At 70.8% G+C, this 23,347-nt stretch carries 19 protein-coding genes; 12 read left to right on the top strand and 7 right to left on the bottom strand.

The window, feature by feature from the left end; all coding sequences use genetic code 11:
• Positions 1 to 6: 6 nt before the first annotated feature.
• Positions 7 to 3,009, bottom strand: coding sequence for a bifunctional [glutamine synthetase] adenylyltransferase/[glutamine synthetase]-adenylyl-L-tyrosine phosphorylase (locus ACFUPX_RS30290; protein WP_383329656.1), 3,003 nt, complete (start codon positions 3,007 to 3,009; stop codon positions 7 to 9).
• A 118-nt stretch (positions 3,010 to 3,127) separates the two neighbouring features.
• On the opposite strand from ACFUPX_RS30290, the gene ACFUPX_RS30285 reads away from it, so the two are divergent.
• Both ACFUPX_RS30285 and ACFUPX_RS30280 read left to right on the top strand, forming a co-directional pair.
• Entirely contained in the window at positions 3,128 to 3,640 is a 513-nt protein-coding gene (locus tag ACFUPX_RS30285; RefSeq protein WP_383329653.1) for a pyridoxamine 5'-phosphate oxidase family protein, read from the top strand.
• A gap of 85 nt (positions 3,641 to 3,725) precedes the next feature.
• A complete protein-coding gene (locus tag ACFUPX_RS30280; RefSeq protein WP_383329650.1) occupies positions 3,726 to 4,160 on the top strand; it encodes a VOC family protein in 435 nt (144 codons plus the stop codon).
• Between the two features lie 113 nt (positions 4,161 to 4,273).
• Here the strand turns inward: ACFUPX_RS30280 and ACFUPX_RS30275 are convergent, their stop codons facing one another.
• Complete coding sequence (locus ACFUPX_RS30275) at positions 4,274 to 5,635, bottom strand: glutamine synthetase family protein (RefSeq protein WP_160504710.1); 1,362 nt, start codon at positions 5,633 to 5,635, stop codon at positions 4,274 to 4,276.
• A gap of 328 nt (positions 5,636 to 5,963) precedes the next feature.
• Between ACFUPX_RS30275 and ACFUPX_RS30270 the strand changes: the two genes are divergently transcribed.
• On the top strand, positions 5,964 to 6,629 hold the full coding sequence (locus ACFUPX_RS30270) for a DUF3105 domain-containing protein (protein ID WP_383329645.1): 666 nt from the start codon (positions 5,964 to 5,966) through the stop codon (positions 6,627 to 6,629).
• Positions 6,626 to 7,249 carry a DUF305 domain-containing protein gene (locus ACFUPX_RS30265; RefSeq protein ID WP_383329642.1) on the top strand — a complete coding sequence of 208 codons (624 nt, stop codon included), beginning with the start codon at positions 6,626 to 6,628 and terminating at the stop codon, positions 7,247 to 7,249. The genes ACFUPX_RS30270 and ACFUPX_RS30265 overlap by 4 nt, the downstream gene beginning before the upstream one ends.
• 180 nt (positions 7,250 to 7,429) lie before the next feature.
• Here ACFUPX_RS30265 and ACFUPX_RS30260 read toward each other — a convergent pair whose 3' ends face one another.
• The gene (locus ACFUPX_RS30260; protein ID WP_383329720.1) at positions 7,430 to 8,401 is read right to left on the bottom strand and encodes a hydroxyacid dehydrogenase; all 972 of its coding nucleotides are present in this window, start codon (positions 8,399 to 8,401) and stop codon (positions 7,430 to 7,432) included.
• Between the two features lie 359 nt (positions 8,402 to 8,760).
• On the opposite strand from ACFUPX_RS30260, the gene ACFUPX_RS30255 reads away from it, so the two are divergent.
• From ACFUPX_RS30255 to ACFUPX_RS30240, 4 genes are all read left to right on the top strand, one after another.
• Complete coding sequence (locus tag ACFUPX_RS30255) at positions 8,761 to 9,615, top strand: ABC transporter permease (protein WP_383329639.1); 855 nt, start codon at positions 8,761 to 8,763, stop codon at positions 9,613 to 9,615.
• Positions 9,616 to 9,716: 101 nt separating this feature from the next.
• Positions 9,717 to 10,580 carry a carbohydrate ABC transporter permease gene (locus ACFUPX_RS30250; protein ID WP_383329636.1) on the top strand — a complete coding sequence of 288 codons (864 nt, stop codon included), beginning with the start codon at positions 9,717 to 9,719 and terminating at the stop codon, positions 10,578 to 10,580.
• Between the two features lie 48 nt (positions 10,581 to 10,628).
• Complete coding sequence (locus ACFUPX_RS30245) at positions 10,629 to 12,266, top strand: sugar ABC transporter substrate-binding protein (RefSeq protein WP_383329634.1); 1,638 nt, start codon at positions 10,629 to 10,631, stop codon at positions 12,264 to 12,266.
• Between the two features lie 148 nt (positions 12,267 to 12,414).
• Positions 12,415 to 13,476 (top strand): LacI family DNA-binding transcriptional regulator, encoded by a 1,062-nt coding sequence (locus ACFUPX_RS30240; RefSeq protein ID WP_383329631.1) that lies wholly within the window; start codon positions 12,415 to 12,417, stop codon positions 13,474 to 13,476.
• Positions 13,477 to 13,824: 348 nt separating this feature from the next.
• Here the strand turns inward: ACFUPX_RS30240 and ACFUPX_RS30235 are convergent, their stop codons facing one another.
• Both ACFUPX_RS30235 and ACFUPX_RS30230 read right to left on the bottom strand, forming a co-directional pair.
• Positions 13,825 to 14,637, bottom strand: coding sequence for an alpha/beta fold hydrolase (locus tag ACFUPX_RS30235; RefSeq protein WP_383329628.1), 813 nt, complete (start codon positions 14,635 to 14,637; stop codon positions 13,825 to 13,827).
• Complete coding sequence (locus ACFUPX_RS30230) at positions 14,634 to 15,275, bottom strand: DUF998 domain-containing protein (RefSeq protein ID WP_383329717.1); 642 nt, start codon at positions 15,273 to 15,275, stop codon at positions 14,634 to 14,636. The genes ACFUPX_RS30235 and ACFUPX_RS30230 overlap by 4 nt, the downstream gene beginning before the upstream one ends.
• A gap of 311 nt (positions 15,276 to 15,586) precedes the next feature.
• On the opposite strand from ACFUPX_RS30230, the gene ACFUPX_RS30225 reads away from it, so the two are divergent.
• The 4 genes from ACFUPX_RS30225 to ACFUPX_RS30210 all read left to right on the top strand — a co-directional run bounded on the left by ACFUPX_RS30225 (position 15,587) and on the right by ACFUPX_RS30210 (position 20,750).
• Complete coding sequence (locus ACFUPX_RS30225; RefSeq protein WP_383329625.1) at positions 15,587 to 16,090, top strand: hypothetical protein; 504 nt, start codon at positions 15,587 to 15,589, stop codon at positions 16,088 to 16,090.
• A 135-nt stretch (positions 16,091 to 16,225) separates the two neighbouring features.
• Positions 16,226 to 17,893 (top strand): multicopper oxidase family protein, encoded by a 1,668-nt coding sequence (locus ACFUPX_RS30220; protein WP_383329623.1) that lies wholly within the window; start codon positions 16,226 to 16,228, stop codon positions 17,891 to 17,893.
• A gap of 245 nt (positions 17,894 to 18,138) precedes the next feature.
• Positions 18,139 to 18,885: a DUF4190 domain-containing protein gene (locus tag ACFUPX_RS30215; RefSeq protein WP_383329620.1), complete on the top strand. Its 747-nt coding sequence runs from the start codon at positions 18,139 to 18,141 to the stop codon at positions 18,883 to 18,885.
• Between the two features lie 110 nt (positions 18,886 to 18,995).
• The gene (locus tag ACFUPX_RS30210; RefSeq protein WP_383329617.1) at positions 18,996 to 20,750 is read left to right on the top strand and encodes an NAD+ synthase; all 1,755 of its coding nucleotides are present in this window, start codon (positions 18,996 to 18,998) and stop codon (positions 20,748 to 20,750) included.
• Positions 20,751 to 20,856: 106 nt separating this feature from the next.
• On the opposite strand, the gene ACFUPX_RS30205 is transcribed toward ACFUPX_RS30210, so the two are convergent.
• The gene (locus ACFUPX_RS30205) at positions 20,857 to 22,071 is read right to left on the bottom strand and encodes an MFS transporter (protein ID WP_383329714.1); all 1,215 of its coding nucleotides are present in this window, start codon (positions 22,069 to 22,071) and stop codon (positions 20,857 to 20,859) included.
• 170 nt (positions 22,072 to 22,241) lie between these two features.
• A complete protein-coding gene (locus ACFUPX_RS30200) occupies positions 22,242 to 23,264 on the bottom strand; it encodes an endonuclease/exonuclease/phosphatase family protein (protein ID WP_383329614.1) in 1,023 nt (340 codons plus the stop codon).
• Positions 23,265 to 23,347 lie beyond the last annotated feature (83 nt).

Genomic DNA, 23,347 nt, shown 5'->3' with positions numbered 1-23,347 from the left:
GGGCCTCTACGCCCCGTAGAACCTCTCCTCCATCACGGCGCGCGCCCTGCGCGTGACCCGCCGGTAGTCGTCCAGCATGTCGCCCACGTGCCCGGGGTCGTACCCCAAGTACCGGCCCACCGCCGCCAGTTCGCGCCCGTCCGAGGGGAACGTGTCACCCGCCCTGCCGCGCACCAGCATCACCGCGTTGCGCACCCGCGCGGCAAGGACCCACGCCTCGTCGAGGATCGCCGCGTCCTCCGTCGGGATCAGCTCGGCCGCGCAGGCCGCCGCGAGGGCCTCCCTGGTGCGGGTGGTGCGCAGGCCCGGTTCGACCCAGCCGTGGGTCAACTGCATGAGCTGGACGGTCCATTCGACGTCCGAGAGCCCGCCGCGGCCCAGCTTGGTGTGGAGCGTGGGGTCGGCGCCGCGCGGCATGCGCTCGCCCTCCATGCGGGCCTTCAGGCGGCGGATCTCGCGGACCGCGTCCTCGCCGAGGCCCTCCGCCGGATAGCGCAACGGATCCACCAGGTCGATGAACGCGCTGCCCAACTCGGCGTCGCCCGCGACCGGTTCGGCCCGCAGCAGCGCGTGCGACTCCCAGACCAGTGACCAGCGGCGGTAGTAGGCCTCGTAGGAGGCGAGGGTCCGTACCAGCGGGCCGCTCTTGCCCTCCGGGCGCAGATCCGCGTCGATCAGCAACGGCGGGTCGGAGCTGGGCAGTTGCAGGAGCCTGCGCATCTCCGACACCACCTGGGAGGCCGCCTTCGCCGCCTCGTGGTCGCCGACGCCCTCGCGCGGCTCGTGGACGAAGAGGACGTCCGCGTCCGAGCCGTAGGCCAGTTCGTGGCCGCCGAAGCGGCCCATGCCGATCACCGCGAACCGCACCGGCAGCGTGTCGCCCCAGCCTTCGCGGACCACCGCGCGCAGCGTCCCCGCGATCGTGGCCGCCGTCAGGTCGGAGACCGCGTCACCCACCCGGTCCAGGAGCGCGCCGGGGTCGGCCGCCACGGGGCTCTCCTCCGTGCCGTACGAGCCGATGATGTCCGCCGCCGTCGTGCGGAACAGCTCGCGGCGGCGGACGCCCCGCGCCGCCGTCACCGCCTGTTCGGCGCCGTTCGCGCGGCCCACCGCGGCAAGCACCTCCTGCTCCAGATGGGCGCGGTCGCGCGGTTCGAGGCCGCGCTGGTCGCCGAGCAGGGCCACCGCTTCGGGGGCCCGCAGCAGGAGGTCGGGGGCCAGGCGTCCGGCGGACAGGACGCGGGCCAGGTTCTCCGCCGCGGCGCCCTCGTCGCGCAGGAGCCTCAGATACCACGGGGTCTTGCCCAGGGCGTCGGACACCTTGCGGAAGTTCAGGAGGCCCGCGTCGGGGTCCGCCGAGTCCGCGAACCAGCCCAGGAGCACGGGCAGCAGGGTGCGCTGGATCGCCGCCTTGCGGGTGACGCCCGAGGCGAGCGCCTCCAGGTGGCGCAGGGCGGCCGCGGGGTCGTGGTAGCCGAGGGCCACCAGACGCGCGCGGGCCGCGTCCGTGCTCAAGCGGGTCTCTACGGGGGCGAGTTGGGCCACGGCGTCCAGGAGGGGACGGTAGAAGAGCTTCTCGTGCAGGCGGCGCACGACCGAGGTGTGCCGCTTCCACGCACGGCTCAGCTCGGTGATCGGCTCCATGCGCATGCCCAGGGAGCGGCCGATGCGCCGCAGGTCCGCGTCGTCCTCGGGGATCAGATGGGTGCGCCGCATCTTGAAGAGCTGGATGCGGTGCTCCAGGGAGCGCAGGAAGCGGTAGGCGTCGTCGAGTTGGACGGCGTCCACCCGCCCCACGTAGCCGCCGGCGGCGAGCGCCTCCAGGGCCACCAGGGTCGAGCCGCTGCGGATCGACGTGTCGCCGCGGCCGTGCACCAGCTGGAGCAGCTGTACGGCGAATTCGACGTCCCGCAGGCCGCCGGGGCCCAGCTTCACCTCGCGGTCGACCTCGCCGGCCGGGATGTTCTCCACGACCCGGCGGCGCATCTTCTGCACGTCGGGCACGAAGTTGTCGCGCTCGGCCGCGTGCCAGACGAGGGGCGCGAGCGTGGTGACGTACTCCTCGCCGAGAGCCAGGTCCCCGGCCACCGGTCGGGCCTTGAGCAGCGCCTGGAACTCCCAGGTCTTGGCCCAGCGCTGGTAGTAGGCCAGGTGGCTGCTGAGGGTGCGCACCAGGGGCCCGTTGCGGCCCTCCGGACGGAGGTTGGCGTCGACCGGCCAGATGGTGCCCTCGACCGTGGTCTCCGAGCAGATCCGCATCATGTGCGAGGCGAGCCGCGTCGCGGCCTGGATCGCCTTGCCCTCGTCGGCGCCTTCTGTGCTGTCGACGGCCTCGCCGACGAAGATGACGTCGACGTCCGACACGTAATTCAGCTCGTGGCCACCGCACTTGCCCATCGCGATGACCGCGAGCCTGCACTGCGCGGCGTCCGCGGGGGCCGCCTGCTGGGCCATGGCGAGCGCGGCGCGCAGGGTCGCCGTCGCCAGGTCGGCGAGCTCGGCGGCGGCCTCGGGCAGGTCCGTCGTGCCGCAGACGTCACGGGCCGCTATGGCAAGCAGGCAGCGGCGGTAGGAGACGCGCAGCGAGACCGGGTCGGTGGCGTCGGCGAGGCCGCGCTCGAACTCCTCGACGCCGGGGTGCAGGTCGGCGAGCTCGTAGGTGACCAGGACCCGCCAGTCGCGGGGGTGCCTGGCCAGGTGGTCGGCGAGGGCCTCGGACGCGCCGAGCACCCCGAGCAGCCGGTCACGCAGCGGCTTGGCGCTGACCAGGGTGTCGAGCAGCTCCCGGCGGCTGGTGTCGTCGGGCTGTCCCTCGACCAGTCGTACGAGGCCGAGGAGGGCCAGGTCCGGGTCGGCGGCGGCCCCCAGGGCGTCGAGCAGCACCGGGTCGGTCCGCACCGATGACAGCTCGGGAGCCCCGAGCAGCCGCTCGGCGGTGGACGGATCGGTGAAGCCATGCCGCAGCAGCCGCGTGAACGTACTGCTTCTGCGCCCTTGCGGCACCGTCATCCTCGCGCCTCCGTTCGATCACTCCTGGCCCGAGCCTACGGCCTGACCGATGAGTTCTGCCCGCGTGCGCGGTCCATCCTTGGACGGGAGCATTGGTGTCGACGCCTGGAGGCGGACCATGCCGAGCAAGGAACCGCGTACAGAACTGGATGCCCGGTACAGCAGTGCGGGGGCCGTCGCGACTCCCTGGCCCGACGCCCTGCGCCAGCTCAAGGCGGCCGAGCTCTTCTGGATCTCGACCGTACGGCCCGACGGGCGCCCCCACGTCACACCGCTGCCCGCGGTCTGGCAGGACGGCGCGCTGCACTTCTGCACGGGCCCCCAGGAGCGCAAGGCACGGAACGTGGCGGCCAGCCCGGAGGTCGTGCTGACCACGGGTGTCGCCCTGTGGGACAAGGGCTTCGACCTGGTCGTCGAGGGCCGCGCGGCCCGCATCACCGACGAGGACAGGCTGCGGCGCCTGGCGGCGGCGTGGGAGGAGAAGTACGGCAGCTTCTGGCACTACGAGGTGCGGGACGGCTGCTTCCACCACGGCCCAGGCCACGCGTACGTCTTCGAGGTGGCCCCCCGCACGGCCTTCGGCTTCGGCAAGGGCGAGCCGTTCAGCCAGACGCGGTGGCGCTTCGCCTGAGGGGCCCGCGCGTCACGTCCGGCGCGCCGGAGCGGACGCCGCCGTTCACGCTGACAGGGCCCTCGCCCCCTGATGTACTCGGCCCATGGAATACACACTCGAGGTGATCCCGCTCCCCGTCAGCGACGTCGACCGTGCCAAGGAGTTCTACCGCGACAAGCTCGGCTTCCACGTGGACATCGACCAGGAGGTCATGCCGGGCATGCGTATCGTCCAGCTGACCCCGCCGGGCTCCGGCTGTTCCATCGCCCTCGCCGACACCCTCTGGGACACGATGGACGGCCCCACCCCGGCCGCCGGTTCCTACCAGGGCCTCCAGCTGTGCGTCGCCGACGCGAAGGCGGCCCATGCCGAGCTGACGGCGCGCGGCCTGGAGATCTCGGAGCCGGTGGCCCACGCGCCGCAGGACGGCGGGACGTTCATGTACTTCAAGGACCCGGACGGCAACGGCTGGGCGATCCAGGAGTACCGGGTCCGTGCGGACACGCCTCTGCGGGCGGCGATCGTCAGCGCCCCTTAGCTGCGCCGCTCAGCACGGGAAAAGCCGCAGGCCCATCTGCCGGGTTGCCCGGCACATGCGTCTGCGGCTTTTTTGTGGCTGCTCGCGCAGTTCCCCGCGCCCCTGACGGGGCTTTACAGCACCGGCAGGTTCTTCCGCAGCTCGAAGGCCGTGACCTCGCTGCGGTACTCCTCCCACTCCTGCTTCTTGTTGCGCAAGAAGAAGTCGTACACGTGCTCACCCAGCGTCTCCGCGACCAGCTCGCTGCGCTCCATCAGCGCGATCGCCTCGCCCAGGTTCTGCGGGAGCGGCTCGATGCCCATCGCGCGGCGCTCGGCGTCGCTCAGGGCCCACACGTCGTCGTCGGCGCCCGGCGGGAGTTCGTAGCCCTCCTCGATGCCCTTGAGGCCCGCGGCCAGCAGGACCGCGTACGTCAGGTACGGGTTCGCGCCCGAGTCGATCGAGCGGACCTCCACCCGCGCCGAGCCGGTCTTGCCGGGCTTGTACATGGGGACGCGGATCAGCGCGGAGCGGTTGTTGTGGCCCCAGCAGATGTACGAGGGAGCCTCGCCGCCCGCACCCGCCGTGCGCTCCGAGCCGCCCCAGATGCGCTTGTAGGAGTTCACCCACTGGTTGGTGACCGCGGAGATCTCGGCGGCGTGCTTGAGCAGGCCCGCGATGAAGGAGCGGCCGACCTTGGAGAGCTGGTACTCGGAGCCCGACTCGTAGAAGGCGTTGCGGTCGCCCTCGAAGAGGGAGAGGTGCGTGTGCATGCCCGAGCCGGGGTGCTCGGAGAACGGCTTCGGCATGAAGGTCGCGTTGACCCCCTGCTCAAGGGCGACCTGCTTCATGACCAGGCGGAACGTCATGATGTTGTCGGCGGTGGAGAGCGCGTCCGCGTAACGGAGGTCGATCTCCTGCTGGCCGGGCGCGCCCTCGTGGTGGCTGAACTCGACCGAGATGCCCATGGATTCGAGCATGGTGATGGCCTGGCGGCGGAAGTCCATGCCCACGTTCTGCGGGGTGTGGTCGAAGTAGCCGGAGTTGTCGGCGGGGGTGGGCCGCGAGCCGTCGAGCGGCTTGTCCTTCAGGAGGAAGAACTCGATCTCGGGGTGGGTGTAGAAGGTGAACCCGAGGTCGGAGGTCTTCGCCAGGGCCCGCTTGAGGACGTAGCGCGGGTCGGCGAAGGACGGGGAGCCGTCCGGCATGAGGATGTCGCAGAACATGCGGGCGGTGCCGGGGGCCTCCGCGCGCCAGGGCAGGACCTGGAAGGTGGACGGGTCCGGCTTGGCGATCATGTCCGACTCGTACACCCGGGCGAATCCCTCGATCGCCGAGCCGTCGAAGCCGATGCCTTCGTCGAAGGCCTGCTCCAGCTCGGCCGGGGCCACCGCGACCGATTTCAGGAAGCCGAGGACGTCCGTGAACCACAGGCGTACGAACCGGATGTCGCGCTCCTCCAGTGTCCGGAGCACGAATTCCTGCTGCTTGTCCATCTTCCGCTTCCACCCATCCTTGCTGGTCAGACCGCCTGCTTCCGCGCTGCGTCCACGCTGTGTCCGCGCTCTGTCCACTCCTGAGGACACATCGGGGCACATGAGCATCCCACCACACGGTTTCGAGCAGGTTGCGGGCCATGTGCCGCCCTGTGCCCATAGTGCCTGCTGATCGGCGCGGCCGTAACAGCGGGCGGCCCGGACTGCCTCCGACTGCCCCTACAGACCGCCGGGCCCGCCCATTACGATCAGCGGACCGCTCCACCCCGTTCCGCATGTTCCGCCACGCGCGTCCCGCCCTTTCCGCCGTTTCGCCGAAGGACACATCATGGGTTCCGCCAAGAACACGAGCACCGCATCCCGCAAGGCCCGGATAGACGAGATGCGCAAGGCCGAGCGCGCACGCGACCGCCGAGGCCGGGTCATCACGATCACCCTGAGCGCGGTGGTGGTCGCCGCGCTCGCCGTGGGCGGTGTCGTCCTCTTCCAGAAGGCCGACGACTCCGACACGGCCGCGTCCGACGGGAAGTCCGCGCCGACGTTCAAAACGACGGCGGACGGCGAGAAGGTCTGGGACGCGAAGAAGCTGGGCCGCACGCACGTCACCAAGGACGTCAGCTACGCGATGACCCCGCCGGTGGGCGGCGACCACGACCAGGTGTGGATGAACTGCAACGGCGACGTCTACAAGGACGAGCTCCCCGAGCGCAACGCCGTGCACTCCCTGGAGCACGGCGCGGTCTGGGTGACGTACAACGACAAGGCGAAGGCCGCGGACCTGAAGAAGCTCGAGGCGAAGGTCAAGCAGACGCCGTACTCCCTGATGAGTCCGGTCAAGGACCAGAAGGACCCGATCATGCTGTCGGCCTGGGGCCATCAGCGCACGGTGACCGGCGCGGCCGACCCGAAGGTCGGCTCCTTCTTCTCCACCTACGTACAGGGCAAGCAGACCCCCGAGCCGGGGGCCGCCTGCACCGGAGGCAAGGGCCAGTGAGGCGGCGCACCTGCTGGGCCGTGGGGGCCGCCGCGGCGGTGGCCGTGGCCGCCGGCGGAATCACGGCCGCGGTGGCCTCGTCGGACGGCTCGTCCGCCGCGTCCGCCCCGTCCACGGAGTCGGCCGACGCGGGCTTCGCCCGGGACATGGCGACCCACCACCAGCAGGCCGTGGAGATGTCGTACATCGTGCGCGACCGCACGAAGGACGAGGAGATCAGGCGCCTCGCGTACGACATCGCGCAGACCCAGGCGAACCAGCGCGGCATGCTGCTCGGCTGGCTCGACCTGTGGGAGCTGCCGAAGGTGCCCCAGGGGGCTCCGATGGAGTGGATGGGGATGGGCGACATGCCGCCGGGCAAGGACGGCGCCCTGATGCCGGGGATGGCGACCAACACGGAGCTCGAAAAGCTGGGGAAGCTGAGCGGACGGGCCGCCGAGGTGCGCTATCTCCAGCTGATGACCAAGCACCACAAGGGCGGGATCCATATGGCCACGGGGTGTACGGACCGGTGCGAGGTCGGGGTCGAACGCCGCCTCGCGCAGGGGATGGTGGACTCCCAGCAGTCGGAGATCGAGCTCATGGCGGATCTGCTGAGGGCGCGGGGCGCGAAGCCGTGATCTTCGGCGGTCGCCGCCGGGCGGGCCGGACGTACGGCCCGCCCGGCCCACTCTGCCCGCCCTGCCCGTCCTGCCCGTCCTGCCCGTCCTGCCCGCCCGGCGCTTGAGGACGGACTCCGCGGCGGTGCAGGTGACGACGGCACGCGAGGACCACCCCCGCGAGCCGGCCAGGGCAACTCCTCACGCCAGCCTGGGCAGTTCCTCCCTCAGCAACCGCCCCCGCAGCTCCTCCCCCCGCGCGAACCGCTCGACCTCCCCCACGGCGTACTCCCCGAGCCTGCGCACCTCGCTCCCCTGAGCGCCCGCGACATGCGGGGTGACCAGCACGTTCGGGAGTACCAGCAAGGGGTGACCGGCAGGCAGCGGCTCGGGGTCCGTCACGTCCAGGAACGCGTCGAGGCGACCCGCCGCGCACTCCCTGGCCAGCGCCTGCGTGTCGACCAGTGAGCCGCGCGCGGTGTTGATGACGGTGCCGCCGTCCGGGATCAGCTTCAGCATCTCCTCGCTCACCATGCCCCGCGTCTCCGGGAGTTGGGGCGCGTGGACGCTGACGATGGAGCTGCGCCGGCACAGCTCCGGCAGGTCGACGAGTTCCACGCCGAGTCCGGCCGCCTGCTCCCCCGTGACGTAGGGATCGGTCAGCAGCACGCGCCATCCCGCGTCCGAACCCCGCAGCGCCGCGATCACCCCGCGCCCGATCCGTGACGCCCCGATGATGCCGATGGTGCGGGCGTCCCCGCCCGCCCGCTCGGTGAAGGGCGGCCATCCGGTGGAGTAGCCCGCGGCGGCCGGAAGGGCGCCCTTCGCGGCGAAGGTGATCGCGGCGAGGGTGTACGCCACGACGGGCCCCGCGTTGGCGTCGGCCGCGGAGGAGACCACCACGCCCCGGTCCCACAGCGCGTCCGTCACCACGGGTTTCACCGATCCGGCGGCGTGCACGAGGGCCCGCAGCCGAGGGGCGTGCGCGAGGACATCGGCCGTGATCGGCGGGCAGTTCCAGCCGGTCACGAGGATCTCCGCGTCGGCGAGCACCGCCCGCGCATCGCCCCCGGTGAGCGGGCCTGTGAGCAGGGCGGGCGCCAGTTCCACGCAGCGGGCGAGCCGTTCGCGGATGTCGGGGGCGAACACCCGCTCGGCCACATCCGCGCTCATGGCAAGCGCTGCGACCGGCGGACCGCTCGGTGGAGCCTTCAACTCTGCCTGGTCTGCCACGCGTGACCATCCCTCGTAGTAACCGGTTACCCAACAGCGCCTGGAGGCTAGGCCGAAGTCGGGACAGTGGTCAAGAGATCGCGGGGCCAAGGGGGTTGACCGGGCTTAGTAACCGCTTTAGATTCCGGTCACCTTGTTCCGACAACGGAGGGGCTGCCGTGTCAGCGGTGACGAAGGAACGGACGGAAACCGAGGCGGTGAAGCCGCCCGGCAAGAGCAGTAACCGGCCAAATGGCAACAAAACCAAGCGTGATGAGCGATGGAAACGGTTTCGCTCCTCGCGGGTCCTGCTGCTGCTCATGGCGCCGGGGGTCGCGTACTTCCTGGTGTTCCACTACGGCGCGTTCATCGGGAACGCCGTCGCTTTCAAGGAGTACGTCCCCTTCGACGGCCTCTGGGCCAGCCCCTGGGTCGGCTTCGAGAACTTCGACCGGATGTTCGGCGACCCGGACTTCTGGCACGCGACCTGGAACACGCTCTTCCTCGCCGTGCTCCAACTGGTCTTCTTCTTCCCGGTCCCGCTCGGTCTCGCCCTGCTCCTGCACAGCCTGACCTCGGACCTGACCCGGCGCTTCGTGCAGTCGGTGGTCTACCTGCCGCACTTCCTGTCGTGGGTCATCGTCGTGGCCCTGTTCCAGCAGGTGCTCGCCGACACCGGCCTGCTCAACTCCGTTCTCGGGCAGGCGGGTCTGCACTCCGTCGACATCATCGGCAACCCGGACGCGTACCCGGCGCTCGTCGTCGCGCAGGTCGTCTGGAAGGACGCGGGCTGGGGCACGATCATCTTCCTCGCCGCGCTGATGCAGGTGGACGAGCAGCAGTACGAGGCCGCCGCCATCGACGGCGCGGGCCCCTGGCGCCGCTTCTGGCACGTGACGCTGCCGTCCATCCGGCCGGTCGTCATCCTGCTCCTGATCATGCGGCTCGGCGACATCCTCTCCGTCGGCTTCGAACAGATGCTGCTGCAACGGCAGTCGGTCGGACCCGAGGCCGGTGAGGTGCTCGACACCTTCGTCTTCTGGCAGGGCATCGTCGGCGGCGACACCGGATACGCCGCGGCGGCGGGCCTGTTCAAGGGCGTGGTCGGCGCGATTCTCGTCTTCGCGGCCAACAAGGTCGCCCATCGCCTCGGCGAGCAGGGGGTCTACAAGTGAGCACGAGCACAAAAGCCGCCGCGATACGCACGGCGCGCCCGGGGCGCCCGGCACGTGCCGCTCGCCCCGGACGCCCGGCACGTCCCGTACGCCCCTCCTGGATGGAGAAGCCGAAGCCGGTCACCCAGGTGGCCAAGGCGCTGGCGATCGTCACCATCCTGGTCATGGTCTTCGTGCCGTTCCTGGTCATCATCTCGACGTCGTTCGCATCGAACCGCGAGGTCATCGCCAACGGCGGCTGGGTCCTGTGGCCGACCCACCCGACCCTGCGCGCCTACGAGCAGGTCTTCGAGGGCGGCATCGTCACCAAGGCGCTCGGCGTCAGCGCGGGCGTCACGATCATCGGCACCCTCGCCTCGCTGGCGTGCACGACGTTCCTCGCGTACGCGCTGAGCCGTCCCAAGGTCTACGGCGGAAAGCCGATCCTCCTGGTCGTCCTGTTCACGTTTCTCTTCCCGCCCGGCATGATCCCCGCGTTCCTGCTGGTCAAGGGCATGGGAATGCTGGAGAGCTACAGCTCCCTGATCGTCCCCGTCCTCATCAACGTCTTCAATCTGGTCGTCCTGCGGGGCTTCTTCCAGGGCGTTCCGGAGGAGCTGTACGAGGCGGCGCGGCTCGACGGGGCGAACGACTGGCAGATCCTGTGGCGGGTCGTGCTCCCGCTCTCCAAGGCGGCCCTCGCGGTGGTCGGCCTCTTCTACGCGGTGAGCTACTGGAACGCCTGGTTCCATGCCTCGATCTACCTGGAGTCCGACCACTGGCCGCTCCAGCAGGTCCTGCGTACGTACGTCATGGGCGGCTCGCAGATCGCGGACACCGGACTGAGCGACGCCTCGAACGTCTCGGCCCCGCAGACGATGCAGATGGCCGTCCTGGTGATCGCCACCGTGCCGATCCTGATCGTCTACCCCTTCCTCCAGAAGTACTTCACCAAGGGCGTGCTCACGGGCGCCATCAAGAGCTGAGCCACCTCTCCCGCACTCCGAAAGGTCGACACTGTGTCCGGTTCCTCGATGTCGCGTCGTACGCTGCTGCGCTCCATAGCCGTCGGCGGGGCCGCGGTCGCGGCCCCCTCCCTGCTCACCGCCTGCTCCACGGATTCCAGCGGCGGCGGTTCGGTCAGCAACGCCAACAAGAAGGCGGCGCCCTGGCCGACGTACACACCCGCCAAGGGCCCCAAGCCCGACCTCGCGCCCACGGCCGACGGCGTACAGCCCGGGTTCACCAAGTACCCGGAGAAGCTGGTCGCGGCGACGGCCGAGAAGCCGGGCAACGGCAAGCAGAAGATCAAGGTCATGACCATCACCTACGGCACCCCGCCGAAGCCGGTCGGATCGAACAAGTACTGGCAGGCGATGAACGAGGCCCTCGGTGTCGAGGTCGAGTTCTCGGTCGTGCCGGACGCGGACTTCCGCTCCAAGATGTCGACGCTGATGTCCGGCGACGACCTGCCCGACATGATCAACTTCGGTGGTGGGTACGTCCTGCCGCGCGAGTCGCAGTTCGTGAAGTCGCGGTGCGAGGACCTCTCGGACTTCCTCTCCGGGGACGCCGTCAAGGACTACCCGAACCTCGCCAACATCCCCACGTACGCGTGGGAGGGCATGGGCCGCGTCTCCGGTGGCATCTACGGCCTGCCGATCGAGCGCGCCAAGGTGCAGGGCGCGATGTTCATCAACAAGGAGGCCTTCGACAAGGCGGGCTACAAGCCGGGCATGTCGGCGGCCGACTTCCAGACGATGGCGCAGGAGGCCTCGCCGAACAGGAAGTCCGCGCTGGGCGCCTCGTCGGTCGGCTTCTTCGGCTACCTCTACCACGCGATGTGGCACGGGGCGCCGAACCAGTGGCAGATCAAGAACGGCAAGGTCACCGACATGTACGGGACCGACGAGTTCAAGGCCGCCCTGGAGTACATGTCCAAGCTGCGCAAGGCGGGCGCGTACAACTCCGACGCCACCTCGATCTCCCAGGTCGACCTCAAGACGCAGTTCCAGAACGGCACGGTCCGCTCGATGACGGACGGCTGGGGCGCGGTCATCTCCAACGCGCAGGGCATCAAGGACGAGTTCACGCTGGACGCCGCCGTGCCGTACGCGGTCGGGGGCACGACGCCCGTCTACCAGCAGAACCGCGGCTGTTTCGGCTACACCGTCGTCAAGAAGGCCTCCAAGGACCGCGTCAAGCTGATGCTGCGGGTCCTGGACTGGCTGGCGTCGCCCTTCGGCTCCAAGGAGTACGAGCTGATGCACTCGGGCGTCGAGGGCACACACTTCGAGTACGACAAGAACGGCGACCCGATCGCCAACTCCCTCGGCCTGGTCGAGAACAAGACGAACCTGCCCTTCGCCTACCTCATGGACGCGCCGCAGCCCCTGTACTTCCCGGGGTACGCGGATCTCACCAAGCGGCTGCACACGTGGGAGAAGGCGGTCGTGCCGAACCTCGTCCGCGACGACCACTGGGGGCTGATGTCGGACACGTACAACCGGCAGGGTGCTTCCATGCAGCAGGTGATCGAGGACGGTGTGACCTCGATCGTCTCGGGCCGCAAGAGGCTGTCCGACTGGGACGCCGTCTACAAGAAGTGGCAGACGCAGGGCGGCGACAAGGCGCACGCGGAGTTCGCAAAGGAGTACGAGGCCGCGCACTGATCCGGGGGCGGGCGCGGGATGATGGTCCGGGGTGGGGGTGGAGGCTGCCGCCGCGGGGGCAACCCCGGGCAACCCCGCCCCGGGCACGGCTACTTGACCCGGATACTGACTGCTACTTGGCCCAGGTACTGCTACATGAGGAGACACAGTGGGTGAGCGGGTCACCATCCGCGATGTGGCGGCACGGGCGGGCGTCTCGGTCGCGACGGTCTCGCGGGTCCTCGCGGGCAACTACCCGACGTCGACCGCGTCGCGCGCGAAGGTGCTGCGGGCCGTCAAGGACCTCGACTACGTCGCCAACGCGCACGCGCGCGCCTTGGCGGGCGCGGGCCGCAAGACGATCGCGGTGCTCATGTTCGAGTTGGTGAGCCCCTTCTACGCGCATGTCGCGCAGGGCGTGGAGATGGAGGCCGCCCAGCGGGGCAGGCTCACGCTGGTCGCCTCGACGAACAGCGATCCGGCCCGTGAGCTCGCCCTGGTGCAGATGATGCGCGAGCAGGCGGCCGAGGCGGTGGTCCTGGTGGGCGGTGTCATCGAGGACGACGAGTACCGCGAGCGGATGGCGCGGTACGCGGAGGCGCTCGCGGCGGCGGGCTCCCGGCTGATCCTGTGCGGGCGTCCCGCGCCGGCGCCGGACGTTCCCGCGCTGGTCGTCGAGTACGACAACGAGGCGGGCGCGTACGCGATCACGAGCCACCTGCTGGGGGCGGGCCACCGCAAGATCGCCCTGATCGGCTACCAGCCGGGCCACACCACCGGCGAGGACCGCGTCGCGGGATATCTGCGGGCCCTGGCCGACCACGGGGTGCCGCGCGAGGAGGCGATCCTGCACGGCATCGGGTTCGGACAGAACCACGGGTACGAGGCGATCATGGACCTCCTCAAGAAGGCGGACGGCAAGCCGGACTTCACGGCGGTGTTCGCGGGCGACGACAGGGTGGCGGCGGCCACGATGATCGCGCTGCGGGAGTACGGGCTCCGAGTGCCGGAGGACATCTCGGTGGTCGGCTACAACGATGACCCGGTGGCGTCGGACATCTCCCCCGGCCTCACGACCGTGCACATCCCCGCGGAAGAAATGGGCCGCACAGCGGTCCGCCTGGCCCTGGCGGGAGCACCCCGAGCAGGCCAGGAGCGGCACCTGCTGGGCACGCACATCGTGATCCGGGAGAGCGTGCGGGGGACCCGGGGGGTCGGGGGGCGCGGTTAGTGGTTCCGGGGGCGTGGGGGCCGCCGCTTCTTGGCGACCCGGCGGCATCCCCTGAACCGCCGCTGTCCCCAGGCCCGGGAGGCCGCCGGTTTTTCGTGACCCGGCGGTATGCCCTGAACCGCCGCTGTCCCCAGGCCCGGGAGGCCGCCGGTTTTTCGTGACCCGGCGGTATGCCCTGAACCGCCGCTTCGCGGCGGGTGTCTCCCGCCCACCCGCCCGATTGCCCGGCAGCTCGTCGGGGGTACAGCCCCCCGCCACCCGTTCTCCCCTGGAAGAAGGCACTGCCGGGTAAACGGGTGGGTGGGCGGGAAAGATTCGCCGCGAAGCGGCGGTCCAAGGGCCCCAACCTCAGGACGTGGCCAGGACCGCCTCTGCCACGCCCCCCGCGGCGTCCCGCATCACCAAGTGGCCCGATGGCTCCGCCACGCGGAACGTCGCGTCGAGCGAGGCGGCGAGGGCCCTCTGCCGGGTGAGCCATCTCCCCGATCCCCCCGCGTACGCGGCAAGCACCGTCACCGGGAGCCGCCCCCGGAAGGGGAACTCCCGCCGCAGGGAGGCGAGTTCGACCGCCGCGTCGCCGTACGTCACGTACTCGAGAAGAGAACCCCGCAGCACCCTGCTCGCCCCGTAGACCCGCCTCACCTCACCCACCGACGCCCCGTCCCCCCGCACCGCCACCCTCCGCAGAGCGGGCCCCACCGCCCACGGCACCCCCACCCCGCCGAGCACCGCCCCGCACACCCGGGCCGCCCCCACCCGCACCCCGCGCGGAACCCGCACCCTCGGCCGCTCCTCGACGCTGGAGTCGAGCAGGACGAGGCCCGCCGTGCGCGCCGGGAAGAGGCGGGCGAACGCCTCGCAGTGGAAGCCCGCGAGCGAGTGCCCCACCACCGTGGCGGGCCGGCCGCCGAAGCCCGACGCGTCCAGGATGCGGGCGATCCGCTCGGCCTCACCCACCAGCGTGGGCGCCACGCGCGCGTGCCCGCTCAGCCCCGCCCCCGGCCGGTCGAAGCGGACGACCGTCCGCCACGGGGCGAGGAGTTCCACCACGGCGTCCCAGTCGAACCAGGCGAGCCCGAGCCCCGCGCTCAGCACGCACACCGGCCCGCTCCCCGCCACCTCCACGTGGTGCGGCACGCCCCCGATCCGTACGAAACTCATCCGCGCCGCACACCCGCCCGCACCGCATGCGCGAGCAGCCCGAGCCAGACCGCGATCAGCAACACCTGGAGCCGCTGGCCCACCCCCATCGCCCACGCGCCGTACCCCGCGTCGAAGGCGGCGATGGCGGCCAGGGTCCACGTGGTGGCGGCCAGTTCGAGGAGCAGGAGGAGGGCGCCCAGGGGGCCCGCGAGGGAGGGCAGAATGCCGTACCTGCGCGCCGCGAGCGTCAGCGCCACCATCCCCACCAGCGCCCCCGTCACCGCGACACTGCTGCTCACCACGTGCGCGGCATGCGTCGCGGGCACGAGCCCCGCCCGCTCCCTCGCCCCGCACGCCGCGTCGGCGGTCGGCGCACAGCTCATCGGCAGCCGGGAGTCGACCGCGGTGGCCGCCCCGAACAGTGCGAGCCCCGCCCATCCCACGACGGTGGCCCGCCCTCGCGGCAGCCACCGCAGCGCGCCCGCAGCGCCCGCGAGGATCAGCAGCCCGGCGGTGAGATCGGTCGTGCGGAACAGCGTGCCGAACGGCTGGTCCTGGGCGGCGAGTTCACTGACGTACGAACTCACCGGCGAGAGCCCCGCCCCGAGGAGGGCTTCTAGGAGCCACGTGCTGTAGGCGACCGCGCCGAGCGCCAGGAGGGCCGAGACGGTGACGGCGACGGTTCGGGCGGGGTCGGGGCGGGACTCCGCGGGCGCGGTCGGCGCGGCGGGGCGGACGGCGCTAGTCGGCGGCACGCGTGCCTCCCTGACGGCTCCCGTGGCCGACCGCGGAGGCAGCGCCCGGCAGGGTGAACGCCGCCGCGCAGCTGAACGGCCGCCGCCACCTCCCACCACCACCAGCGGGTGCGTTATGCCCCAAATCATCCGGATTCATCATGGGCTCATGATCAGCGGAGTACCGGGGGCCCGCATGTTGCCGGATACCCGCCGGGGGTAGGGTTCCGCCCATGGCGGTCACGAAGAGGTCAGCGAACGGCAGGCAGCTCCTGCTGCTGGCCGCGCTGCTCTTCGGCATCGTGACGATGCATACGCTGGGCCACCCGACGGGCCACTCGACGAACCACTCCGCGAGCCCCGCAGCCGCTCACTCGACGAGCCACGGAAGCGGACCCGAACGGACCGTCGACCGGCATGAGATGAGCATGGGCGACGCCCCGGCATCCGCGGGCATGCCCGAAGGCCCCAGCCCCGACACCGGCCCCGGCGCCGACACCGCACGCGCGCGCGTGGCCGCCTCCGCGCCCACCGGGATGGGCGGGATGGACCCGATGTCCGTGTGCCTGGCCGTCCTCGCCGCGCTCACCCTCGTACTGCTGCTGAAGGCAGGACTCCTGCGCCCCGGCGGCTTCGCCGTCCCCGTGCGTCCGCTCGCGCGGCTCCTGGACGGGCTGCGGCCCAATCCGCCGCCGCCCCGCATACTCCTCTCCCGCCTCTCGGTGCTGCGCATTTAGGCCGACGCACCGGCTGCTTCGCGCTGCCCGCGTCCTGGTGGGGTCCTCGATGGGAACCTCAGGGCGTCGAGCGGTGTACCAGAAGCAGCAGATGCGCCCATCTGCACGCACCACCACGACGAGGTGTACTCAGCCATGCGCGACCAACCCCTGCGCTCCCCTTCGAACCGCACCCCTTCGCGCCGCGCCCTGCTCGGCGCCGCGACGGCGGTCGCCGGTTCCGGAATCCTGACGGCCTGCTCCGACTCCGACGCCGGCTCCGGCCACGCGGGCCACGGCAGCGGCTCCGGGCCCGAAGACCGTCCCAAGAGCAGCCCCGAGAGCAGCCCCAAGGGCTATGTCGACCCCTCCGGCGAGGAAGTCGCCGCCGCGGAGAAGAAGCGAGCGGGAAACGGCACGGTCCGCGAGGTGAAGCTCATGGCCATGACGGCCAAGCTCGACCTCGGTGGCCGCACGGTCAGGACCTGGGCGTACGGCGACCAGCTGCCCGGCAAGGAAGTCCGCGTCACCGCGGGCGACACCCTCGCCCTGACGCTCGCCAACCACCTCCCCGAGGCCACGTCCCTGCACTGGCACGGCCTGGCCCTGCGCAACGACATGGACGGCGTCCCCGGCCTGACCCAGAAGGCCGTCAAGCCCGGCGCCGACTTCACCTACCGCTTCGCGGTGCCGCACCCGGGGACGTACTGGTTCCATCCCCACTCCGGCACCCAGCAGGACCGCGGTCTGTACGCACCACTGATCGTCGAGGACCCCAAGGAGCCCTTGAAGTACGACAAGGAGTGGGTCGTCGTCCTGGACGACTGGGTCGACGGGGTGGACGGCTCGACCCCGGACGCCGTGCTCGCGGAACTCAGCAAGGGCATGAGCGGCCATGACACGGGCGGTCACGACATGGGCGGTCACGACATGTCCAACATGTCACTGCGGACCGACGCGACACCCACGCCCGAAGCCGAACCCTCAGGCCCATCCCGCATGATGATGGGCGCCAAGAGCGACCTCCTAGGCGGCGACGCGGGCGACGTGGCGTACCCGCACTACTTGATCAACGGCCGCACACCGGACGCCCCGTCCGCCTTCAAGGCCCGCCCCGGCGACCGCATCCGCCTGCGCATCATCAACGCGGGCGGTGACACGGCCTTCCGGGTGGCGCTCGGCGGCCACGAGATGACGGTGACGCACACGGACGGCTTCCCGGTGGAGCACGCGAAGACGGACGCGCTGCTGCTCGGCATGGGCGAGCGCTATGACGTCCTGGTCACCGCCAAGGACGGCGTGTTCCCGCTGACCGCGGCGGCCGAGGGCAAGAAGGCGACGGCCCTCGCGGTCCTGCGCACGGGCGGCGGCACACCCCCCTCCCCCTCGACCCGCCCCAAGGAGCTCAAGGGCCGTCTCCTGACGGCGGACAAACTGCGGGCGGCGGGGCCGGTGGCACTCCCGCCCCGCAAGCCGGACCGCACGATCAGGATCCAACTGACGGGCACGATGGCCAAGTACGACTGGGCCTTCGACAAGAAGCCCTACTCCCCCGCCCAACGCCACGCGGTCCGCGCGGGCGAACGGGTCCGCCTGGTCTTCGCCAACTCGACGACGATGTGGCACCCGGTCCACCTGCACGGCCACACGTTCACCCTGGCGAACGTGGCAGCCGGCCCCCGCAAGGACACCGCGATCATCCTGCCGAACGCCACCCTGACGGTGGACTTCGACGCGGACAACCCGGGCCTGTGGATGATCCACTGCCACAACGTGTACCACGCGGAGGCAGGAATGATGACGGTCCTCGGCTACCGAAGCTGATCGCTCGCCCTTAGCTCGGGCTGAACGAGGTGGGGGCCGGGCACCACCGCCCTGACCCCCGCCTCCTTGGCATTGCTGGTCCGGGACCGATCAGCAATGCCCCTTTTCCCCAGATAGAGGGATAATGGCCACAGCAGAGTCTCGGGTTCTCTCCCACCGGAGGGGGCTACAGCATGGCCACGCCCGGCAATACTCCGCCTCGATGGGGCCCACAGCCGCCCCAGGCCCCGTTGCCCCAGTCCCCGTTGCCCCAGGCCCGGAACGGGCTCGGCATCGCAGCACTGGTCCTCGGCATCATCGGCGTACTGTGCGGCTTGATCCCGATCCTGTTCTGGGCCGCCGGCATTCTGGCCGTGCTGGCCCTCGTTTTCGGCTTCGTGGGGATCGGGCGGGCACGCAAGGGCCAGGCCACGAACAAGAAGACGGCGATCTGGGGCACGTCGCTGGGTGGCGTGGCCGCAGTGCTCGCGATCGTCGGACTCGTCATCACGTTCACCGTCGTCAACGACACGGTGAACGAACTGGACGGAACGGGCGGCAAGAAGGAAACATCCGTCGGATCCACCGACGTGCCCAGCAAGGAGGCGAAGGCCTCGGACGAGCTAGGTTTCGGCGACACGTTCGCCTACGACGACGGTGTGAAAGTGACGGTCGCCAGGCCCACCTCGTACCAGCCGGGCGAGGTAGCCGCCGGCCACGAACCGGGCAACAAAGCCTTCGAGGTGAAGGTCACTGTCGTGAACGACTCGGACCAGAAGATCGACCTCGACCTGTCGACAGTCCACTTCAAGGACGCCGACGGCGCGGAGGCCGACCAGGTCTACGACGGCGACCTGCCGAAGCAGCTCAGCGGCACCCTGCTGCCGGGCAAGCAGGCCTTGGCCACCTACGCGGTGAGTCTCCCGGCCGGTGCCGCCCGGGCCCTTGAGGTACAGATCGAGCCCGGCTTCCTCGACTATGACGAAGCCATTTGGTCCGGCTCGACCAGGTAGCGGCCACTCGCGCGTGAAACCCCGGCGGGGCGCCCCACACCCCGCTCCGTCCCCCGCCCCACCCCCGCCCCACAGGACATCGCGTCGCATTGACGATTACACTGAGCCCCGTGCCTCAACTACGCCTCGCACTGAATCAGATCGACTCGACCGTCGGCGATCTCGCCGGGAACGTCGAGGCCATCGTCCGTTGGACCCGGCACTCCGCCGAGCAGGGGGCGCACCTCGTCGCGTTTCCCGAGATGGCTCTCACCGGTTATCCCGTCGAGGATCTGGCCCTGCGGTCGTCCTTCGTCGATGCCTCGCGGGCGGCGCTGAAGGCGCTCGCCGTGCGGTTGGACGGTGAGGGGTACGGGGAGTTGCCGGTCGTCGTCGGGTATCTCGACCGCACCGAGGAGGCCAAGCCCAAGTACGGGCAGCCCGCGGGCGCCCCGCGTGATGCCGCCGCCGTGCTGCACCGCGGCGAGGCGGTGCTGACGTACTCCAAGCACCATCTGCCGAACTACGGCGTCTTCGACGAGTTCCGCTACTTCGTGCCGGGCGAGACCCTGCCGATCGTGCGCGTGCACGGCGTCGACGTCGCGCTCGCCATCTGCGAGGACCTCTGGCAGGACGGCGGCCGTGTCCCGGCCACGCGCACCGCGGGGGCGGGGCTGCTGCTCTCCATCAACGCGTCGCCGTACGAGCAGAACAAGGACGACGTACGCCTGGAGCTGGTGCGCAAGCGTGCGCAGGAGGCCGGCTGCACCACCGCCTACCTGGCCATGATCGGCGGCCAGGACGACATCGTCTTCGACGGCGACTCGGTCGTCGTGGACCGGGACGGCGAAGTCATCGCGCGGGCCCCCCAGTTCGCCGAGGGATGTGTGGTCCTCGATCTGGAGCTGCCCGCCGCCGCCCCCGAGCCGCCGTCGGGCGTCGTGGACGACGGGCTGCGCATCGAGCACGTCACCCTCTCGCCGGAGCCCCTCGCCGCCTACGCGCCGGAACTCACCGGTGGGTACGCCGAGCGGCTCGACGACGACGAAGAGGTGTACTCGGCGCTGGTCGTCGGGCTGCGTGCGTACGCGGCGAAGAACGGATTCAGCAGTGTCCTGATCGGCCTCTCCGGAGGCATCGACTCCGCGATCACCGCCGCGCTCGCCTGCGACGCGCTCGGCGCACAGAACGTGTACGGCGTCGCGATGCCGTCCCGGTACTCATCGGACCACTCCATCAGCGACGCGCAGGACCTGGCCCGGCGTACGGGGCTGAACTTCCGTACCGTACCGATCGCCCCGATGTTCGACGCGTACATGGGGTCGCTCGGTCTGTCCGGGGTCGCCGAGGAGAACCTCCAGTCGCGGCTGCGCGGCACGACGCTGATGGCCCTCTCCAACCAGGAGGGCCACATCGTCCTCGCCCCGGGCAACAAGTCCGAGCTCGCGGTGGGCTATTCGACGCTCTACGGCGACTCCGTCGGGGCGTACGGGCCGATCAAGGACGTCTACAAGTCCTTGATCTTCCGGCTCGCCGAGTGGCGCAACCGCGCTGCGGTCGAGCGTGGCCAGACGCCGCCGATCCCGGAGAACTCCATCACCAAGCCGCCGAGCGCGGAGCTGCGCCCCGACCAGGTGGACACGGACTCGCTGCCGGACTATCCCGTCCTGGACGCGATCCTGGAGATGTACGTCGACCGGGACCTGGGCGCGGACTCGATCGTGGCCGCCGGGTACGACCGGGAGCTCGTCGGCAAGACGCTGCGGATGGTGGACACCGCCGAGTACAAGCGGCGGCAGTATCCACCGGGCACGAAGATCTCCGCGAAGGGGTTCGGCAAGGACCGCCGGCTGCCGATCACCAATCGCTGGCGGGAGTCCGGCTGACCCGTGGGGGGGATGGGCGGGCTGGTCCTGCGCCGCCCAATCACCGGGTCAGCGGCGCCCGCTCACCCGGTCACCGGCGCCCACTCACCCGGTCACCGGCACCCGGTCACCCGGCGTGCGACGTCTCCCGAAGCGGCTCGCCCGAAGCCACGAGCCGCTCGCTGCCCACCGCGGGCGACCGCAGGTCCACCAGGTAGGCCACCGCGGCCACCCCGAGGCCGAGCACGGCAAGACCCGCGCCCACCACCGCAGGTGAGGTCACCCCGAAGCCCGCCGCCAGGGCGAGGCCGCCGACCCACGCGCCGCCCGCGTTGGCGAGGTTGAACGCGGCCTGGTTGGCGGACGAGGCCAGGGACGGGGCCGCCGACGCCTTCTCCATGACCATCAGCTGGAGGGGCGACCCCGTCGTGAACGCCGCCATGCCGAGCAGCGTCACGGCGATCGCCGCGCTCCACGCCGCCCCCATCAGGAGCGGGAACAGGGCGAGGACCACGACGAGGGCGGTGAGCCCGCCGAAGAGCGTGCCCCGCAGGGAGTGGTCGGCGAGCCGGCCGCCGAGCAGGTTGCCCGCCGTGGCGCCGACACCGAACAGCGCGAGGAGCAACGTAACGCTGGATTCGGCGTAGCCCGCCGCGTCCGTGAGCATCGGCGTGACATAGCTGTACGCGGAGAAGAGCGCCCCGAAGCCCGCGACGGTCGTACCGAGCGCGAGCCACACCGGAACGCTGCCGAGCGCCCGCAGCTCCCCGCGCAGGCCGCCGCTCTCGCCGTGACCGTGGTCGGCGGGGACGAGGAGGGCCAGCGCGGCGATCGCCGCCAGGCCGATCGCGCTGACCGCGAGGAACGTCGCGCGCCAGCCGAGCTGCTGCCCCATGGCCGTGGCCACGGGCACGCCCACGATGTTGGCGACGGTCAGGCCGAGGAACATCAGCGAGACCGAGCGCGCCTTGCGCTCGGGAGCCACCAGACCGGTGGCGACGACCGCGCCGACGCCGAAGAACGCGCCGTGCGGAAGGCCGCTCAGGAAGCGGGCGGCCATCAGCCAGTGGTAATCGGGGGCCGCCGCCGACAGCGCGTTGCCCGCGACGAAGAGCACCATCAGGCCGATGAGGACCCGGCGGCGCGGCATGCGCGCGGTGACCGCGGCGAGCAGCGGGGCGCCGATGACGACGCCCAGGGCGTAGGCCGAGACGAGGTGCCCGGCGCTGGGGATGGATATGTCCAGGTCGTCCGCGACATTGGGCAGCAGGCCCATCATCACGAACTCGGTCGTACCGATGCCGAAGGCGCCCACGGCTAGGGCGAGCAGGGCCAGGGGCATGAAGAACCTTCCGGGGGAGCGCATGAGGGAGTGGTGTTCCGTAAGTTTACGTACGGAACAAAGTGTCTCGGGCTCAGTATTCCGTCAGGTGTCCCACGAGGTTACGAGCGGATGTGGCGCACACCAAAAATCGGCGGCCCCACCGGCGGACCCGCCCAACAGGGCACGCGCTACAGCTCGACCCGCGCCGCGATCGGCAGGTGGTCGCTGCCCGTCTCCGGCAGCGTCCACGACGACAGCGGCTCGACGCCCTTCACCATGATCTGGTCGATCCGCGCCATCGGGAACGACGCGGGCCAGCTGAAGCCGAAGCCGTCGCCCGCCGCTCCCTGCGTGGAGCGCAGCTGCGAGGTGACCGCGTTCAGGGCGCGGTCGTTCATCGTGCCGTTCAGGTCGCCGAGCAGCACGACCTTGGAGATCGGCTCGTCGGCGATCGCCTCGCCCAGCGCGTCCGCGCTCGCGTCACGCTGGTTGGCGGTGAAGCCCGCGTCCAGCTTGACCCGCACCGAGGGCAGGTGGGCGACGTACACGGCGACCTCGCCCTTGGGGCTGGCGACCGTCGTCCGCATCGCGCGCGTCCAGCCCAGCTTGATGTCGACGGGCTTGGTGCCGGTCAGCGGATACTTGCTCCACAGGCCGACCGTGCCCTGCACCGAGTGGTACTTGTACGTGCCGGCCAGCGCCTTCTCGTACGTCGGGACGGCGTCGCCCGTGAGCTCCTCCAGGGCCACGACGTCGGCGCCGGACGCGGCCACGTCACGGGCGGTGCCCGAGGGGTCGGCGTTCTCCGCGTTCACGTTGTGGGTGGCGACCGTCAGATCGCCGCCGGCGCCGGACTTGTCGGAGATCAGGCCGCCGAAGGAGCTGACCCAGATGACCGCTGGCAGCAGCACCGCGATCAGCGCGGTGGCGGACTTGCGGACGAAGCCGATGACCAGCAGCACCGGGACGAGAAGGCCCAGCCAGGGCAGGAACGTCTCGATGAGGCTGCCGAGGTTGCCGACGCCGTTCGGGATCTGCGCGTGGAAGAGCATCACCAGAGCGAGCAGCACCGCGACCCCGGCCGTGACGAGCCCGCGCCGCCAGATGCCCCGGTCGCCGCGCCATCCGTCGACCAGGCGCCGGAACCGAGACCCCTGGCGACCGGGTTCCGAGCCGCCGCTGCCTGTCTCCGTCACATACGCCTGCGCCATACGCTCGTCGCCTCACTGGTGCCGTGCAACCGTCCTCGCCCCTGAAACCCTAGGCGATGATCGGGTGTCCTCCCTGCCGTCCA

The sequence above is a fragment of the Streptomyces sp. NPDC057302 genome (genome assembly GCF_042667685.1).
Classification (GTDB): domain Bacteria; phylum Actinomycetota; class Actinomycetes; order Streptomycetales; family Streptomycetaceae; genus Streptomyces.
This window is presented reverse-complemented; position numbering and strand designations above follow the sequence as displayed.

Excerpts from the sequence above, each read along its gene's own strand:
- ACFUPX_RS30255 (WP_383329639.1), top strand. The coding sequence starts at position 8,761 with ATGGCGCCGGGGGTCGCGTACTTCCTGGTGTTCCACTACGGCGCGTTC.
- ACFUPX_RS30260 (WP_383329720.1), bottom strand. The coding sequence starts at position 8,401 with ATGAGCGCGGATGTGGCCGAGCGGGTGTTCGCCCCCGACATCCGCGAA.
- ACFUPX_RS30250 (WP_383329636.1), top strand. The coding sequence starts at position 9,717 with ATGGAGAAGCCGAAGCCGGTCACCCAGGTGGCCAAGGCGCTGGCGATC.
- ACFUPX_RS30270 (WP_383329645.1), top strand. The coding sequence starts at position 5,964 with ATGGGTTCCGCCAAGAACACGAGCACCGCATCCCGCAAGGCCCGGATA.
- ACFUPX_RS30225 (WP_383329625.1), top strand. The coding sequence starts at position 15,587 with ATGGCGGTCACGAAGAGGTCAGCGAACGGCAGGCAGCTCCTGCTGCTG.
- ACFUPX_RS30245 (WP_383329634.1), top strand. The coding sequence starts at position 10,629 with ATGTCGCGTCGTACGCTGCTGCGCTCCATAGCCGTCGGCGGGGCCGCG.
- ACFUPX_RS30205 (WP_383329714.1), bottom strand. The coding sequence starts at position 22,071 with ATGCCCCTGGCCCTGCTCGCCCTAGCCGTGGGCGCCTTCGGCATCGGT.
- ACFUPX_RS30285 (WP_383329653.1), top strand. The coding sequence starts at position 3,128 with ATGCCGAGCAAGGAACCGCGTACAGAACTGGATGCCCGGTACAGCAGT.
- ACFUPX_RS30275 (WP_160504710.1), bottom strand. The coding sequence starts at position 5,635 with ATGGACAAGCAGCAGGAATTCGTGCTCCGGACACTGGAGGAGCGCGAC.
- ACFUPX_RS30200 (WP_383329614.1), bottom strand. The coding sequence starts at position 23,264 with ATGGCGCAGGCGTATGTGACGGAGACAGGCAGCGGCGGCTCGGAACCC.
- ACFUPX_RS30220 (WP_383329623.1), top strand. The coding sequence starts at position 16,226 with ATGCGCGACCAACCCCTGCGCTCCCCTTCGAACCGCACCCCTTCGCGC.
- ACFUPX_RS30235 (WP_383329628.1), bottom strand. The coding sequence starts at position 14,637 with ATGAGTTTCGTACGGATCGGGGGCGTGCCGCACCACGTGGAGGTGGCG.
- ACFUPX_RS30280 (WP_383329650.1), top strand. The coding sequence starts at position 3,726 with ATGGAATACACACTCGAGGTGATCCCGCTCCCCGTCAGCGACGTCGAC.
- ACFUPX_RS30290 (WP_383329656.1), bottom strand. The coding sequence starts at position 3,009 with ATGACGGTGCCGCAAGGGCGCAGAAGCAGTACGTTCACGCGGCTGCTG.